This window comes from Streptomyces sp. CA189 (assembly GCF_056428985.1).
Window position 1 is genome coordinate 22,573 of record NZ_JBWJVM010000079.1, and the last position, 16,750, is coordinate 39,322.

Consider the following 16,750-nt stretch of genomic DNA (forward strand, 5'->3'; position numbering starts at 1 on the left):
GGGCACGATTAGAACTCCACCTTCTGGTCGCGGCGGCGGATGACCGTCACCTCGTCGCGCTGGTTGCCGGTCGGGCCGAGGTAGTTGAAGGCCCAGGTCAGCTGGGCGTAGCCGCCGATGAGGTGGGTGGGCTTGAGCATCACCCGGGTCAGCGAGTTGTGGATGCCGCCGCGGCGGCCGGTCTTCTCCGTCTTGGGGACGCCGACCGTGCGCTCCTGCGCGTGGTTCATGTAGACCGTGCCGGGCGGCATCTTGTGGGAGACGATCGCGCGGGCGGTGATCACGCCGTTGCGGTTGACCGCCTCGATCCAGTCGTTGTCCGCGACCCCGATCGCCTCGGCGTCCTGCGGGGACATCCACACCGTCTGGCCGCCGCGGCCCAGCGTCATCATGTAGAGGTTGTCCTGGTACTGGCTGTGGATCGCCCACTTGTTGTGCGGGGTCAGGTACCGGACGGCCACCGACTTCGCCTTCTCGTCGACCGTGCCGAGCTCGGGCTCCCCGTACAGGGTGTGCATGTTCAGCGGCGGCTTGTACACGGGCAGGGACTCCCCGACCTCGTGCAGCCAGTCGTGGTCGATGAAGAAGTGCTGGCGGCCGGTGAGGGTGTGCCAGGGCTTGAGGTGCTCGGTGTTGACCGTGAAGGCCGTGTACCGGCGCCCGCCGGCCTCGGAGCCCGACCACTCGGGCGAGGTGATCACCGGGACCGGGCGGGCCTGGGTGTCGGCGAAGGTGATCCGCTTGCCCTCGGCCTCGGCGGCCAGGTGGGCCATCGGGGTGCCGACCTTCTTCTCCAGCGTCTCGAACCCCTGCGTGGCGAGCCGGCCGTTGCTGGTGCCGGACAGGGAGAGGATCGCCTCGCAGGCCTGCTGGGCGGTCTCCAGGCGCGGGCGGCCGTCGGCGACGCCGCCGCGGACCGTGCCGTTCTTCGCGCCGAGGTAGGCCACCTCCTCGCCCACGTCGAAGGTGATCGCCTTCGTGGTCACGCCCAGCTCGTCCACGAGCGGGCCGAGCGCGGCGAACTTCTCGCCGACCGCCCCGTAGTCCCGCTCCACGACCGCCAGGTTGTACATGGTCCGGCCCGGTACGGGCTCGCACTCGCCCTTCGACCAGTCCAGCGCGACCCCGCCGGGCTGGGCCATCTCGCCGCCCGGGGTGTCGTGCTGCAGGGCGGTGGCGACCAGGTCCTTGCGCACGCCCAGGTGGGTCTTGGCGAGCTCGCCGAACCGCTCGGCCAGGCCCTTGAAGGCGTCGTAGTCGGAGCGGGCCTGCCAGGGCGGGTCCACGGCCGGGGTGAAGGCGTGCAGGAAGGGGTGCATGTCCGTGGAGGACAGGTCGTGCTTCTCGTACCAGGTGGCCGCGGGGAAGACCACGTCGGACAGCAGGGTCGTGGACGTCATCCGGAAGTCCATGGACATGAGCAGGTCGAGCTTGCCCTCCACGTCCTCCTCCCGGTACGTCACGTCCCTCGGCGTGCAGCGCGGCCCGTCCTCGGGCAGGTTGGAGTGGGTGCCCAGGAGGTGCTTGAGGAAGTACTCGTTGCCCTTGGAGCTGGAGCCCAGCAGGTTGGCCCGCCACACGTTGAGCACGCGCGGCCAGTTGCCGGGGGCGTCCGGGTCCTCGCCGGCGAAGCCGAGCTCACCGCTCTTGAGCTGCCGGACCGCTTCCGCGACCGGGTCCTCGGCCTCGCCCAGCTCCAGCGGGTTGCGGTCGAAGGTCGGGTACGAGGGCATCCAGCCCATCCGGGTGCTCGCCGCCAGGCAGTCCGAGCCCGTCATCCCCTCGAAGGCGCCGGTGCCGAGCGGGGAGGCGAGCGCCTCCGCCGGCAGGGTGTCGTAGCGCCACTGGTCGGTGTGCAGGTAGAACCAGGCCGCGCCGATCATCTGGCGCGGCGGGCGCGACCAGTCGGAGGCCGCGGCGAGGGTGGCCCAGCCGGTCACCGGTCGGCACTTCTCCTGGCCCACGTAGTGGCCCCAGCCGCCGCCGTTGCGGCCCTGGCAGCCGGTGAGGGTGAGCAGGGCCAGGAAGGAGCGGTAGATGGTCTCGGAGTGGAACCAGTGGTTGGTGCCCGCGCCCATCAGGATCATGCAGCGGCCGTGGGACTGCTCGGCGGTCTGCGCGAACTCCCGCGCCACGCGCGCCGCCTGGGCCGCCGGGACCGAGGTCAGCGACTCCTGCCAGCCGGGGGTGCCCGGGGCGCTCGCGTCCTCGTAGCCGGTGGGCCACACGCCGGGCAGGCCCTCGCGGCCGACCCCGTACTGGGCCAGCATCAGGTCGAAGACGGTCGTGACGAGCCGGTCCCCGGAGGCGGTCGCGAGGCGCCGTACGGGCACACCGCGGCGGATCGTGCCGCGCGGCTTCCCGTCCTGGTCCACGCCCTGTTCGTCGTCCTCGAAGCGGGGGAGGGTGATCTCCGCGCTCTCGCCGGCGGCGGCGTGGAGGGTCAGGCGCGGGACGGTGTCGCCGAGTTCGAGATTCCACTCGGGCTTCTCGTTCTTGCCCCAGCGGTGGCCGAGCGTGCCGTTCGGGACCACGACCTCACCGGTCGTGTCGTCGATCAGGACGGTCTTCCACTGCGCGTTCTCGGTGTCTTGGCCGAGATCGGCGGCGGTGACGAATTTACCGGGAACCAGGCCCTGTTCGGTTTCGGTGAGGGACACCAGGAAAGGCAGGTCCGTGTACTGCCGGACGTAGTCCGTGAAGAAGGGGGTCTGCTTGTCGACGAAGAATTCCTTGAGGATGACATGGCCCATCGCGAGGGCCAGCGCACCGTCCGTACCGGGGTGCGGGTGCATCCATTCATCGGCGAATTTGGTGTTGTCCGCGTAATCCGGGGAAACGGTGACGACCTTCTGGCCGCGGTAGCGGGCCTCGGCCATCCAGTGCGCGTCCGGGGTGCGCGTGACGGGGACGTTCGAGCCCCACATCATCAGGTACGCGGCGTCCCACCAGTCGCCCGACTCCGGGACGTCGGTCTGGTCCCCGAACACCTGCGGGGAGGCGACCGGCAGGTCGGCGTACCAGTCGTAGAAGGACAGCATCGGCGCGCCGATGAGCGAGTGGAAACGGGCGCCGGCCGCGTGCGAGGCCATCGACATCGCCGGGATCGGCGAGAAGCCGGCGACCCGGTCCGGGCCGTGCTCCTTGATCGTGTGCACGTGCGCGGCGGCGACGATCTCCGTCGCCTCCTCCCACGTCGCCCGGACCAGCCCGCCCTTGCCGCGCGCCTGCTGGTACGTACGCCGGCGCACCGGGTCCGACTGGACGTCGGCCCAGGCCTCGACCGGATCGCCGAGGCGCGCCTTGGCCTCGCGGTACATCTCCAGCAGGGTGCCGCGCACGTACGGGTAGCGCACCCGGGTGGGGGAGTAGGAGTACCAGGAGAACGAGGCGCCGCGCGGGCAGCCGCGGGGCTCGTACTCGGGGCTGTCGGGGCCCACGGAGGGGTAGTCGGTGGACTGGGTCTCCCAGGTGATGATCCCGTCCTTGACGTAGACCTTCCACCGGCAGGAGCCGGTGCAGTTCACGCCGTGCGTGGAGTACACGACCTTGTCGTGGCTCCACCGGTCCCGGTAGAAGGCCTCCGCGGCGCGGCCGCCGGTGTGGTGGACGGTCCGCAGGTCGTCGGAGACCTCGGCGGTCCTGAAGAAGCTGCCCGCCTTGATCAGAGAATCGGCGGCGTCCTGGTGTCCGTCGCGTCCGTCGCGTCCGTGGCGTCCGTGGCGCTCGTGCAAGGCGACCCTCCAGGCCGTGATAAAGGCGGTGCGGGGTCAAGGGCAAGATGACCCAGACACGACGCTACGCCCGGCGCGGAGGCGAATCCGATGACAAAGGTCCCGTACGGGCGTGACCTAATTCCGGTCTTTCACAGGTCGAGTGGATGTCACGCTGGAAAGGTCCAACTCCGCCCCGCGGCCGGAAAATTACGAGCCCGAATACCAGTTTTAGACAACACCGAGTGGAAGGCTGGGGAGCGTGCCGCCGAAGAAGGCCTCCTGGATCCCGGACCAGCACGGGGCGTGGGCGATGCTCACGGTGCCCTTCCTCGCGGGTGCGTTCCTCTCTCCGCGGCCCGGATGGCAGCACGCCCTGCTCCTCGCGGCCTGGCTGCTCGGCTACGCGGCGGTCTTCCACGCCCAGCAGTGGCTGCGCCTGCGCCGGGTCGCCGCCCGGCGCCCGGAGGTCGCGCGGCGGCACGTCCGCCCGGCGCTCGTCCTCGGCGCGGCGACCGCCCTGGCGGGGATCCCGCTCGCGGTGCTCCACCCCTGGCTGCTGCTCGCCGGCGCGGCGGCGGCGCCCTTCGTGGCCGTGAACACCTGGTACGCGCGGCACAACCGGGAGCGGGCCCTGGCCAACGGCCTGGTCGCGGTGGTCCCGGCGTGCGGGATGCTGCTGGTCGCCGCGCGGCTGGGCGGGGGCGGGCCGCCGTGGGCGCCGGCCGCCGCCTGCCTGCTGTACTTCGCGGGCACGGTCCCGTACGTGAAGACGATGATCAGGGAGCGTAACTCCCATACGTACTACCGCGGTTCGGTGGCCTACCACGGCATCGCCGCCGCCCTGGCGGCCTGCCTCTCCCCGTGGCTGGCCCTCCCCTTCGCGGCCTACCTGGCCCGGGCCGCCGCACTCCCCGGCCGCGGGCTCAAGGTCCCGGTGGTCGGCGCCGTCGAACTCGTGGGCTCGGCGGCGCTGTTGGCCTCACTGCTGCTGATCTTCTGACGGGCCGCGGAGCTCCCGTCGCAGGGGGAGCGAGCGGAACTCGTCCAGGACGGCGAAGCCCGTGCGGTCGTACAGGTTCATCGCCACCTCGTTGCCGCCGAAGACGTTGAACATCAGCGCCCCGTCGCCGCCCTGCCGCGCGGCCCACTCGCCGACGGACATCGCGGCGCGGCCGTAGCCCTTGCCGCGGTGCTCCTCGTACACCTCCAGCGAGAAGCCGAAGGTGACGCCCGGCAGGTGGCCGTGGTTCACCCAGCCCGCGCCGACCACCTGCCCGTCGGCCTCCAGCGCGTAGAAGGCGTGGCCGGGGGTCTCGTAGCCCTGCGGCAGGTAGCGGGCGAAGTCCTCGTCGGACTTGGCCTTGGCCTGTTCCGGGGTCAGGGCTCCGGCCCGGACGATGTCCGCGACGTACGCGGCCTCCTCGCCGGCGTACCAGCCCGGGTACTCCGCCTCGGTCAGCGGGCGGACGGTGAGGCCCGGCGGCAGGGCCGGCCGCTCGGCGGCGGCCCGCATCCGGTTCTGGCCCCGCACGGGGTAGTCGGCGAACGCGCCCGCATCCGCTCCGCCGGTGAGCCGGACCTCCACCCGCCGCGCGCCGTGCTCCGCGCACCACCGCTCGGCCCATGCGCGGGCCTCCGCCCCCGCCACCGTCAGGTCGTGGATCCGGCCTACGGCCGCTCCGTTCTCCTGCGTCACCCCGACCGCGATCCACCCGGTGCCGTCCGTGGCGACCGTCCAGTCGTCGATCCCCTTCACCACGCGTTCCAGCAGAGCCCGGGCCAGCGGCTCCGAGCACCCCGCGGCCCGGTACCCGGCCAGCACCCGCGCCTCGAACCCGCCCCGCCACTCGCCCCGGTCGGCCACGACCCGTATGCCGCTCGTCCCGCTCGTCCCGTTCATCGGGCCCACCCTAGGCAGGGCGCCGACAGGGCTCCAGCGGATTCAGATCGCTTCCTTGCGCGTCAGGAAGTTGAAGGAGATCCACCCCGGCAGCACCGGCAGCCAGAACGTCACCACGCGGAACAGCAGCACCGCCGAGAACGCGACCTGGCCGTCCAGCCCGGCCGCGACCAGGCCCAGCGTCAGCGCGCCCTCCACCGCTCCGATGCCGCCCGGCGTCGGAGCGGCCGAACCCAGGGCGTTGCCGGCCAGGAAGACCACCGCGATGCTTGCGTAGCTGATGGCCTCGCCGCCCCCGAAGGCGCGGATCGAGGCGTCCAGGCACATCACGAAGCAGCCCGTCAGCAGCAGCATCCCGCCGATGCCGGCCAGCAGCTTCTGCGGCCGCTGGAGCACGTCCAGCATGCGCGGGACGACTCCGGCGAACAGGGCCCGCACCCGGGTCGCCACGAACTTCCGCAGGAAGGGCACGGCCGTGACCACCAGCACCAGCACGGCCACCGTCAGCAGACCCGCGATGACCGTCCTTGACGGGGTCATCTCGGGGGTCTTCTCGGTCCCCGTCAGATAGCCGAAGGACAGCAGCAGCAGGATGTGGCTCGCCAGTCCGAAGAGCTGCGAGGCGCCCACGCTGGCCACCGCCAGCCCCGGCCGGATGCCGGCCCGCTGGAGGAAGCGGGTGTTCAGCGCGACCCCGCCGACCGCCGCCGGAGCCACCAGCTTCACGAAGGATCCGGCGACCTGGGCCACTACGGTCCGCAGGAACGGCACCCGCTCGGGCACGAACCCCAGCAGGCTCATCGCCGCCGCGAGATAGGTGAGCGCCGAGAAGGCGAGGGCCACCCCGACCCAGCCCCACTGCGCCTCGCCGATGAGGGTGCCGAAGTCGACGTGCGCGATCTGCGTGACCAGGAAGTACGCACCGAACGCGCCCGCGATGAACGACACCAGCGTGCGCGGCCTGATCCGCTCCAGCCGGGCCGGTTCCACCGGCGCCTGCGGCCGGATCAGCAGCACCTGCTGGCGGATCTGGCTCAGCAGATCCTCCTCGCGGGCCCCGTCGAGCGCATCGTCCAGGGCCTTCTTCTCGGCCTTCTTCTCGACGGCGGAGCGCGCCGAGGTCGAGGCGGAGTCAGCCCCGCGCGCCGCCTTCGCCGCCCGCGAGGACTCCAGTACTGCTTCCCGCTCCCGGTCCGCCCGCTCCCGCGCCAGCTTGCGCAGCGTCGCCCGGGTGGAGCGGCTCAGCGCGATCGGCTGGAGCAGCGGCAGGCAGTCCGCCACCGCGTCCGGGCCGAGGACCGACACCGCCGAGGCGACCGAGCGCTCGGCCCCGACCCGCAGGCCGAGGGTGGTGAGCAGTTGCGCGATGTCCATGCGCAGCACGAGGTCGCCGGCCGCGATCTCGCCGCCGCGCAGGTCGGTCAGGGTGATGGTGCCCGCCGCCCCGCCCCCGGCGGAACGATCCACCACGAGCGCGTCCCCGGTCAGCCGGCGGTGCGCGATCCGCCGGGACTGCAGGGCCCGTACCTGCTGCCAGGCGTTGCGGCTCAGCTCGTCGGTGATCTCCTCGTCGGCCAGCGAGTCCAGGCTCCGGCCGCCCAGGTGCTCGTAGACGAGCATCACGGCGTCCGGACCCAGCTCGGAGGTGGCGATGAGCTTGGGCGCGTTGGCTCCGGCGGCGATGGCCGCGTACGCGAGCAGCGCCTCCTGCTCCAGCGCCTGGCGCAGGGACTGCAGACTGCGCCGGGTGGTGATCCCGCGCAGCGTGAGGCGGCGCCAGACCCGGTAGTAGAAGCCCTGGGCCTGCTGCTCCCGGTCCACGACGGTGACGTCGAGCGGCGGGCCCTCCTCCAGGGTCACGTGGTAGCGCCGCCCCCGGTCGCTGACCTCGGTGCTGTCGGGGCCCTCCGGGGACTCGGCGCGCATCGCGCTGACCGGCTGGAAGCCGACCCGGCGCAGGCCCGCGAGGAGGTTCTGCCCGGTGGGGCGGACGTTCGGCGAGCCGACCGCGTACAGGGTTCCGTACGCGACGCTCCAGCCGATCAGCACGGTCAGGATGATCGAGAAGGGCGTGGTGTAGCCGCCGACCAGCATCGCGAAGGCGTCCAGCAGCAGGACCACCCACAGGGCGACCCGCCAGCGGGGACGCCGGGTCATCCCGACGGCGGTCATGTACGCGATCACGGGCGCGAGGTAGCCGTGCACCGGATCGGTGAGGGCCCCGTCGGCCATGGTGGGGCGGGTGAGGGCTTCCTGGATGGTCGCGGGCGCGGCCTGGGAGACCCAGAGGTCGGTGGCGAGCGTGACCCCGTGCGCGAGGACGGCGGCGAGCACGCCGTCGGCGATGCGCAGTCCGTCGCGCTTGATCAGCCGCTCGATGGCGAAGGCCACCGGGACGAGGAGCACGGCGATGCTGGACACCAGCCCGGCGACCTTGATCAGCATGTCGGGCGCCTGCCCGGTGCCGTTGCTGATGTCGGCCTCCAGACCCGCGGTGGTGCCGTGGGCGAAGGCGGCGATGCCGAGGACCAGGGCGATGCCGAGGATCCCGACGAGGAGGCGTACGAGGTCGGAGGGGCGGTGCACGCGGGCGGCGAGCAGCGGCTCGTCGACCTCGACCTGGTCGGCGGCCGTCGGGGTGTGGCCGTGCGGGGTCTCGACGTCCTCGGGGGCCGGGGCGGGAGCCGGGGCCGGGACCGGAGCCGACGGCAGGTCCGCGGGGGTGCTGTCCTCGCGAGCCTGGGGCGGGCCTTCGTCTGGGCGCGCGCCGTCGTTCGTCGCCGCGCCGTCCGGAGGACTCACACCCTGCTCCCTTCCCGTCACTTCCGTCTCTTCTTGATCACGTATCACGCGTCACCGCCCGGAAGATGGTGGCACGGACCGGCGGCCGCGGAGGGCAGCAGGGTGCGAGCCGGTCCGGAACACGGGCTTCCACGCGCTTGCCGCCTCCGTGTCGGTCCGGTGCGGCACCATGGGCCGAATGAGCGAAGAGCTGCCGGCGTACGCGGAGCGGGTGCTGGAGGCGGCCGAGCGGATTCCGCCCGGCCGGGTGATGACGTACGGCGACGTCGCGGAGTGGCTCGGCGAGGGCGGACCCCGCCAAGTGGGCCGCGTCATGGCGCTGTACGGGGGAGCCGTGCCCTGGTGGCGCGTGGTGCGGGCGGACGGCCGTCCGCTGCCCGGCAGCGAGCGGCGGGCGCTGGAGAACTACCGCGCCGAGGCCACGCCGCTGCGGCTCACCGGCGACGGCGAACCGCGGCTCGACATGCGGCGGGCGCGCTGGGACGGGTACGGCGGGGACACAGCGCGGGACGAAGGTCACATGTGACAGCTTCGGCCATATGCGGCCCGGAGGGGCGGTCGAAGGGACGTGCGAAGCCCCGTACGGGGGACGCGTGGGACCGGATGGCAGTGAGGACGGGAGTCCCGGGGAAACTGCGCGTGCCGCGCGCCTTGCCGTAGCGTTGCCTCTTCGGCCTCGGCCTCGGCTTCGGCCACCGCTTCGGCTCAGGCTTCGGCTCAGGCTTCGGCTTGGGCCACGGCCACCGCCCGGGCCGTCACCACAGCAGCAGCAACCGCTGCGGCAGCGACCGCCGCAACGGCAGACCCACCAGGACCGGCACCCCACGTGAACACCTCTTCCTCCGACGGCCACCGCACCGAGCGGCGGCGTACGCGGACCCCGGACGCGTACCGCCTGGTGCGTACCGGCGCGGAACGGGTGGATCCCCCTGTGCTGGACGCAGCGCAGCGGGCGGTGGTTGAGCACACCGGCGGCCCGCTGCTGGTCCTGGCCGGACCGGGCACCGGAAAGTCGACCACGCTGGTGGAAGCGGTCGCGGCCCGCGTGGAGTCCGGGACCGACCCCGCCCGCATCCTGATCCTCACCTTCAGCCGCAAGGCCGCCGTGGAACTGCGCGACCGGACCGCCCTGCGGCTCGGCGGAGCGCGCGCCCCGCAGGCCACCACCTTCCACTCCTTCTGTTACGGACTGGTCCGCGCCCACCAGGACGCCGAACTGTTCGCGGACCCGCTGCGACTCCTCTCCGGCCCGGAGCAGGACGTCATGGTCCGCACCCTGCTGGAGGGCCAGCGCCGGATCCGCTCGATCCGGTGGCCGGACGACCTGCGGGCCGCCCTGACCACCCGTGGCTTCGCGGACGAGGTCCGCGCGGTGCTCGCCCGCGCCCGCGAGCTGGGCCTGGGCCCGGCGGCCCTCTCCGACTTCGCGTCCCGCCTCGGCCGGCCGGACTGGAAGGCGGCGGCGGCCTTCCTCGCCGAGTACCTGGACGTCCTGGACCTCCAGGGCACCCTGGACTACGCGGAACTCCTCCACCGCGCGGTCCTCCTGGCGGAGCGCACCCCGTCGCTGTCGTCCCTGTACGACGTGATCTACGTGGACGAGTACCAGGACACGGACGCCTCGCAGCTGCGCCTGCTGCGCGCACTGGCAGGCCCCTCCGGCCGGCTGACCGCCTTCGGCGACCCCGACCAGTCGATCTACGCCTTCCGCGGCGCGGACATCAACAACATCCTGGACTTCGAGACCTCCTTCCCGGGAGCGGAGGTCCGCGCCCTCACGGTCTCCCGCCGCTCCTCGGCCGTCCTCCTGACCGCCACCCGCCACCTGACCGCCCGCATGCCGATGCCGCGCCTGCCCTCGGCGGCGGTACGGGCCCACCGCGGGCTCGCGTCGACCCGCGAGGGCGGCCGGGTCGAGGTGTTCACGTACCCCACCGCCGGCGCGGAACTGGACAACATCGCCGACATCCTGCGCCGGGCCCACCTGGAGGAGGGCGTGCCGTGGCAGGACATGGCCGTCCTGGTCCGCGCGGGCGGCCGCACCCTGCCGCAGATGCGCCGCGCCCTGATCGCGGCGGGAGTCCCGGCCGAAACGGACGGCACGGACACCCCCCTCCGCCACGAGCCGGCCATATCCCCCCTCCTCACAGCCCTCCGCACCCTCGCGGAATCCACGACCTCCCCGAACACGGCGCAGCCCCCACCCGAGACAACCGCCCCCGCTGCCGAATCCGACACCGACCCGTCCGGCCCGAAGCCCGTGCCCGGCTCCGCCGGTGCCCCGGCCGGGGCCGAGGGCGAGCCGTCGGACGGAGTCGGGGCCGGTTTCGGCGCCGAGAGTGCCGTCGCGAGCGAGCCGACTCGCACCCTGGGGCTGTCCTCCGCCGAACCGCCCGGCCCGCAGTCCGCACCCGGCTCCGCCGGTGCCCCGGCCGGGGCCGAGGGCGAGCCGTCGGACGGAGTCGGGGCCGGGTTCGGCCCCGGGAGTGCCGTCGCGAGCGAGCCGACTCGCACCCTGGGGCTGTCCTCCGCCGGGCTGCCCGGCCCGCAGTCCGCACCCGGCTCCGCCGGTGCCCCGGCCGGGGCCGAGGGCGAACCGTCCGACGGAGTCGGGGCCGGTTTCGGCGCCGCAGGCGCCGGTGTGAGCGAGCCGACTCGCGACTCTGGGGCGGGCGGGCGGGAAACTCCCCCCGCCGCCGAAGGCGGCACCGGCCGGCCCGGTGCCGAGGCCGTGCCCGGACCCGGCGAGCCCGCGGCAGGCGACGAGCCCACCCCCAGCGACGCCGCAGGCGAAGCGTGGATCGGGGTCGAGGCGGCGCTCGTGCTGCTGTCCTCGCCGCTCGGCGGGATGGACGCCGCCGACCTCCGCCGCCTCGGCCGCGCGCTGCGCGACGAGGAGCGGACCGCCGGGGTCCGCACGCCCGCGCCCTCGGACGTACTCCTCGCCCGCGCCCTCGCGGAGCCCGAGCGGCTCGTCGCCCACGACCCCGCCTACGCCCGCGGAGCGCAACGCCTGGGCCTGCTGCTGCGCAAGGCCCGCGAACTCCTCGCCGGCGGCGGCACCGCCGAAGAGGTCCTCTGGACCCTCTGGGACGGCACCCCCTGGCCGCAGCGCCTCGAGCGCAGCGCCCGCCGCGGCGGCCCCGCCGGCCGCAACGCCGACCGCGACCTCGACGCCGTCTGCGCGCTCTTCGACACCGCCGCCCGCGCGGAGGAACGTACCGGCGGCCGCGGCGCCCTCAACTTCCTCGAACAGCTCGAAGCCGAGGACATCGCGGGAGACACCCTCACCGCCCGCGCCACCCGCCGCGAAGCCGTCCGCCTCATGACCGCGCACCGCTCCAAGGGCCTGGAGTGGGGACTCGTCGTCGTCGCCGGCGTACAGGAAGGGCTCTGGCCCGACCTGCGCCGCCGCGGCTCCCTCCTCGAAGCCGACCGCATCGGCCGCGACGGCCTCGCCGAACCCCTCACCCCCGGCGCGCTCCTCGCCGAGGAGCGCCGCCTCTTCTACGTCGCCGCCACCCGCGCCCGCGACCGCCTCGTCGTCACCGCCGTCAAGGCCCCCGCCGAGGACGGCGACCAGCCCTCCCGCCTGCTCACCGAGCTCGGCGTCCCCGTCAAGGACGTCACCGGCCGCCCCCGCCGCCCCCTCGCCGTCCCCGCGCTCGTCGCGGAACTCCGCGCCACCACCGTCGACCCCGACGCCTCGCCCGCCCTGCGCGACGCCGCCGCCCGACGCCTCGCCCGCCTCGCCGTGCTCACCGACGACGAGGACCGCCCGCTCGTCCCCGCCGCGCACCCGCAGCGCTGGTGGGGGCTGTACGAGCCCACCCGCAGCAGCGTCCCGCTGCGCGACCGGGACCACCCCGTCGCCCTGTCCGGCTCCGCCCTGGAGCAGCTCGCGAACACCTGCTCCCTCCAGTGGTTCCTGGGCCGCGAGGTCAAGGCCGACGCCCCCTCCACCGCCGCCCAGGGCTTCGGCAACGTCGTCCACGTCCTCGCCGACGAGGTCGCCTCCGGCCGCACCCCGGCCGACCTCGCCGTCCTCATGGAACGCCTCGACTCCGTCTGGGACTCGCTCGCCTTCGACGCCCCGTGGAAGTCCCGCCAGGAGAAGGAGAACGCCCGCGCCGCCCTGGAGCGCTTCCTGCGCTGGCACACCACCGACCGCGGCGGCCGGGCGGCCGTGGCCACCGAGCACGACTTCGACGTCACCCTCGAAGCGGGGGAGTACGCCGTCCGGGTACGCGGCTCCATGGACCGCGTCGAGGCGGATGCGCAGGGCCGCGCCTACGTCGTCGACTTCAAGACCGGCAAGTCCGCGCCGACCGCCAAGGAGGTCGAACGCCACCCGCAGCTCGCCGTGTACCAGCTCGCCGTGCGCGAGGGGGCCGTCGACGAGGTCTTCGACGGCCTGCGCCCCGCACCGGGCGGCGCCGAACTCGTACAGCTCCGCCAGGGCGCCGCCCAGCGCGACGGCGGCGACACGGTGCCCAAGATCCAGGCGCAGCAGGCCCTGGAGGGCGGCGCCCCCGGCGAATGGGTCGGCGACCTGCTCGCCACCGCGGCCGGCCGGGTCCTCGACGAGCGCTTCGCACCCGCCCTCGGCAAGCACTGCGACCACTGCTCCTTCCGCGCCTCGTGCAGCGCCCGCCCGGAGGGCCGCCAGACGGTGGAGTAGGCCGCGCGGCGGGGCGGGCGCCGGCCCGGGGCGGCCGGCACCCCGGGGCGGGGCCTCCTGGCGGGGCACCGCAGCCCGGATCCCCGGCCCGCCCGGTCCGGGTGGGCGGGACTGTCAGAGGGGGCGGCTAGCCTTTTCACGTGTCCGCGCGTCCGTCCGTCCCTCCGGCCCTGCCGCTCTCCGCGCCCGCAAAAGCGCCGCAGGCAGCGGCCCTCACCGATCCCGAGCAGCTCAAGGAGCTCCTGGGGATCCCCTTCACGCCCGAACAGCTGGCCTGCGTCACCGCCCCGCCCGCCCCGCAGGTCATCGTGGCCGGCGCGGGCTCCGGCAAGACCACCGTCATGGCCGCCCGCGTGGTCTGGCTGGTCGGCACCGGCGCGGTCGCCCCCGAGCAGGTCCTCGGCCTGACCTTCACCAACAAGGCCGCCGGCGAGCTCGCCGAGCGGGTGCGGACCGCCCTCGCGCGGGCCGGGATCAGCGATCCGGATCCCTCCCCGGCCGAGGCCGACTCGGCGGGCGGGGAGCCGCGCATCTCCACGTACCACGCCTTCGCCGGACAGCTCCTCAAGGACCACGGCCTGCGCATCGGCCTGGAGCCCAGCGCCCGGCTGCTCGCCGACGCCACCCGCTTCCAGCTCGCCGCCCGCGTGCTCCGCGAGGCCCCCGGGCCCTACCCGTCCCTCACCAAATCCGTTCCCGACCTGGTCAGCGACCTGCTCGCGCTCGACGGGGAACTCTCCGAGCACCTCGTACCGCCGGAGCGCCTGCGCGCGTACGACACGGAGCTGCTCTCCACCCTCGCGGACGTCAAGCTCAGCAACGAGGACCTGCGCAAGGTCCCGGAGGCGGTCCGAGGCCGCCTGGAGCTGCTGGAGCTGGTCTCCCGCTACCGCGCCGCCAAACGCTCCCGCGACCTCCTCGACTTCGGCGACCAGATAGCCCTCTCCGCGCAGCTCGCCACCACCCGGCCCGAGGTCGGCGCCCTGCTGCGCGAGGAGTTCCGCGTCGTCCTGCTCGACGAGTACCAGGACACCTCGGTCGCACAGCGGCTCCTGCTGTCCGGGCTGTTCGGCGGAGGCACCGGGCACGCGGTGACCGCCGTCGGCGACCCCTGCCAGGCCATCTACGGCTGGCGCGGCGCCTCCGTGGCCAACCTCGACGACTTCCCCGAGCACTTCCCGTACGCCGACGGCCGCCCCGCCACCCGCTTCTCCCTCAGCGAGAACCGGCGCAGCGGCGGCCGCCTCCTGGACCTGGCCAACGAGCTCGCCGCCCCGCTGCGCGCCATGCACGAGGGCGTCGAGGCCCTGCGCCCCGCACCGGGCGCGGAGCGCGACGGCTCCGTCCGGTGCGCCCTGCTGGAGACCCACGCCCAGGAGCTCGACTGGATCGGCGACTCCATCGCCCACCTGGTCCGCACCGGCACGGAGCCGCGCGACATCGCCGTACTGTGCCGCTCCGGCGGGGACTTCGCGCGGATCCAGGCGGTCCTCGTGGAACGGGACGTCCCGGTCGAGGTCGTCGGCCTGTCCGGCCTCCTCCACCTCCCGGAGGTCGCGGACCTCGTCGCCGTCTGCGAGGTCCTCCAGGACCCGGGCGCCAACGCCGCGCTCGTCCGGCTGCTCATCGGGCCGCGCTGGCGGATCGGCGCCCGCGACCTGGCGCTGCTCGGCCGCCGCGCCCGCACCCTGATCTCCCGCTCCTCCTCCTCCTCCGGTGACGACGACCGGCTCGCGGCGGCGGTGGAGGGCGTGGACCCGGCGGAGATCGTGTCGCTCGCCGACGCCCTCGAAACCTTCCTGGACGGCGCGGGCCAGTCCGCCCCCGACCAGCTCCCCTTCTCCGCCGCCGCCCGGGTCCGCTTCGCGCACCTCGCCCAGGAACTGCGCGACCTGCGCCGTTCCCTTTCGGACCCGCTGATGGACGTCCTCCACCGCGTCCTGTCGACGACCGGCCTCGACGTGGAGCTGGCCTCGTCCCCGCACGCGCTGGCGGCCCGCCGCCGGGAGACCCTGTCGAGCTTCATGGACGTGGCGGCCGGCTTCGCCTCGCTCGACGGCGAAGCCTCCCTCCTCGCCTTCCTCGCCTTCCTGCGCACGGCGGCCCAGTACGAGAAGGGCCTGGACCATGCCCTCCCGGGCGGCGAGAACACGGTCAAGGTCCTGACGGCCCACAAGTCCAAGGGCCTGGAATGGGACGTGGTGGTGGTCCCCGACCTCGCCGCCGGCTCGTTCCCGAAGGAGAAGGCCCCGGAGGCCTGGACCTCGTACGCGAAGGTCCTCCCGTACGCCCTGCGCGGGGACGCGCCGACCCTCCCGCCCACCCCGGAATGGACCTCGCCGGGCCTGCGCGCCTTCAAGGCGGCCCTCAAGTCCCACAAGGCCGTCGAGGAACTCCGCCTCGGCTACGTCACCTTCACCCGCCCGCGCTCGCTCCTCCTGGCCTCGGGGCACTGGTGGGGCCCGACGCAGAAGAAGCCGCGCGGCCCGTCCGACTTCCTGACCGCCCTGTACGAACACTGCGCCGCGGGCCACGGCGAGATCGAAGCCTGGGCCGACGCCCCCGCGCCCGACGCGGAGAACCCGTCCCTGTCCACGAACTCCACCCCGGACCACTCCTGGCCCCTCCCCCTGGACCCCGCCTCCCTCACCCTCCGCCGCGAAGCAGCCACCCTGGTCGAGTCCTACCTCCACCCACCGGGACCCCGGAGCCACTCGGGCCGGCCGGGCCACCGGGCCCAGCAGGACTACTCGGGCCAGCCGGGCTCCTCGGGCCACTCGGGCCACTCGGGCCACTCGGGCCACTCGGGCCACTCGGGCCAGCCGGGCCAGCCGGGCCAGCCGGGCCGTTCCGGCCACTCGGGCTACCCGGGGACGGCGGAGGATCCGGAGTACCCGGATCCCAGCGAGCACCCGGACTCCCCGGAGGACCCCTACCTCTGGCCCCCGCACTGCGAAGACCCCGCCTACGACGAGGAACCCCCGGCCCCGTGGCCGGACCCGGCCGACGACCCCGCCGCGGCAGCCGCCCCGTGGCCGGACCCGGACGACGCCTCCGCCGCCGTGGACGCCGCCCGGCCGCAGGCCGGGCCGGGCCGGGGCGTGCCCGCCGGCCACCCCGGCACGGCCGTGCCCGCCGCCGCAGGCGGAACCCCGCAGGGGGTCCGGGGCGCAGCCCCGGTTTCGGGAAGGGGCGGGGTGGGGGAAGAAGAAGCCCCAGCCCCCGACGACCTGTGGCCGGAGGACGCGGCCCGGGCCACCCCCCAGCCGCACCCCGACGCACCCGGCGACGCCCCGTGGCCCGAGGACGAGGCCGGCGACTGGGCCGCGGCCGCCCCCCGGCCCCGCCCCGCGACGCCCGGCGACGACGACCTGTGGCCCGCGGCCGGGGACGGGGACGGGGCTGAGCCCACCCCGAGGCCGCACTCCGCCGCGCCCGGCGACGACGACCTGTGGCCCGCGGCCGGGGACGGGGACGGGGCTGAGCCCACCCCGAGGCCGCACTCCGCCGCGCCCGGCGAAGACTTGTGGCCCGAGGACGAGGCCGGCGACTGGGCCGCGCCCACCCCCCGGCCCCGCCCCGCGACGCCCGGCGACGACGACCTGTGGCCCGAGGCCCGGGCCTGGGCCGGGGCCGAGCCCACCCCCCGGC

7 protein-coding genes are annotated in these 16,750 nt (G+C 74.3%); 4 read left to right on the top strand and 3 right to left on the bottom strand.

Annotation, left to right across the window (positions count from 1 at the left end; genetic code table 11):
• Positions 1-8 precede the first annotated feature (8 nt).
• Complete coding sequence (locus AC061S_RS36670; RefSeq protein ID WP_478690204.1) at positions 9-3,668, bottom strand: nitrate reductase subunit alpha; 3,660 nt, start codon at positions 3,666-3,668, stop codon at positions 9-11.
• Between the two features lie 307 nt (positions 3,669-3,975).
• On the opposite strand from AC061S_RS36670, the gene AC061S_RS36675 reads away from it, so the two are divergent.
• Complete coding sequence (locus AC061S_RS36675) at positions 3,976-4,716, top strand: YwiC-like family protein (protein WP_478690195.1); 741 nt, start codon at positions 3,976-3,978, stop codon at positions 4,714-4,716.
• Here AC061S_RS36675 and AC061S_RS36680 read toward each other — a convergent pair.
• Together AC061S_RS36680 and AC061S_RS36685 are read right to left on the bottom strand one after the other, a co-directional pair.
• Positions 4,696-5,616 (bottom strand): GNAT family N-acetyltransferase, encoded by a 921-nt coding sequence (locus AC061S_RS36680; RefSeq protein ID WP_478690196.1) that lies wholly within the window; start codon positions 5,614-5,616, stop codon positions 4,696-4,698. The two genes, AC061S_RS36675 and AC061S_RS36680, sit on opposite strands and share 21 nt — an antisense overlap.
• 42 nt (positions 5,617-5,658) lie before the next feature.
• Positions 5,659-8,466 (bottom strand): flippase-like domain-containing protein, encoded by a 2,808-nt coding sequence (locus tag AC061S_RS36685; protein ID WP_478690197.1) that lies wholly within the window; start codon positions 8,464-8,466, stop codon positions 5,659-5,661.
• Positions 8,467-8,596: 130 nt separating this feature from the next.
• On the opposite strand from AC061S_RS36685, the gene AC061S_RS36690 reads away from it, so the two are divergent.
• From AC061S_RS36690 to AC061S_RS36700, 3 genes are all read left to right on the top strand, one after another.
• Positions 8,597-8,944 carry an MGMT family protein gene (locus tag AC061S_RS36690; protein ID WP_478690198.1) on the top strand — a complete coding sequence of 116 codons (348 nt, stop codon included), beginning with the start codon at positions 8,597-8,599 and terminating at the stop codon, positions 8,942-8,944.
• Between the two features lie 300 nt (positions 8,945-9,244).
• Positions 9,245-13,099, top strand: coding sequence for a UvrD-helicase domain-containing protein (locus tag AC061S_RS36695; protein WP_478690199.1), 3,855 nt, complete (start codon positions 9,245-9,247; stop codon positions 13,097-13,099).
• A 170-nt stretch (positions 13,100-13,269) separates the two neighbouring features.
• A partial coding sequence (locus AC061S_RS36700; RefSeq protein WP_478690205.1) for an ATP-dependent helicase occupies positions 13,270-16,750 on the top strand: 3,481 nt, incomplete at its 3' end.

What these genes read in the sequence shown, in the direction of transcription:
- AC061S_RS36680 (WP_478690196.1), bottom strand. Translation starts at nt 5,616, where the DNA reads ATGAACGGGACGAGCGGGACGAGCGGCATACGGGTCGTGGCCGACCGG.
- AC061S_RS36690 (WP_478690198.1), top strand. Translation starts at nt 8,597, where the DNA reads ATGAGCGAAGAGCTGCCGGCGTACGCGGAGCGGGTGCTGGAGGCGGCC.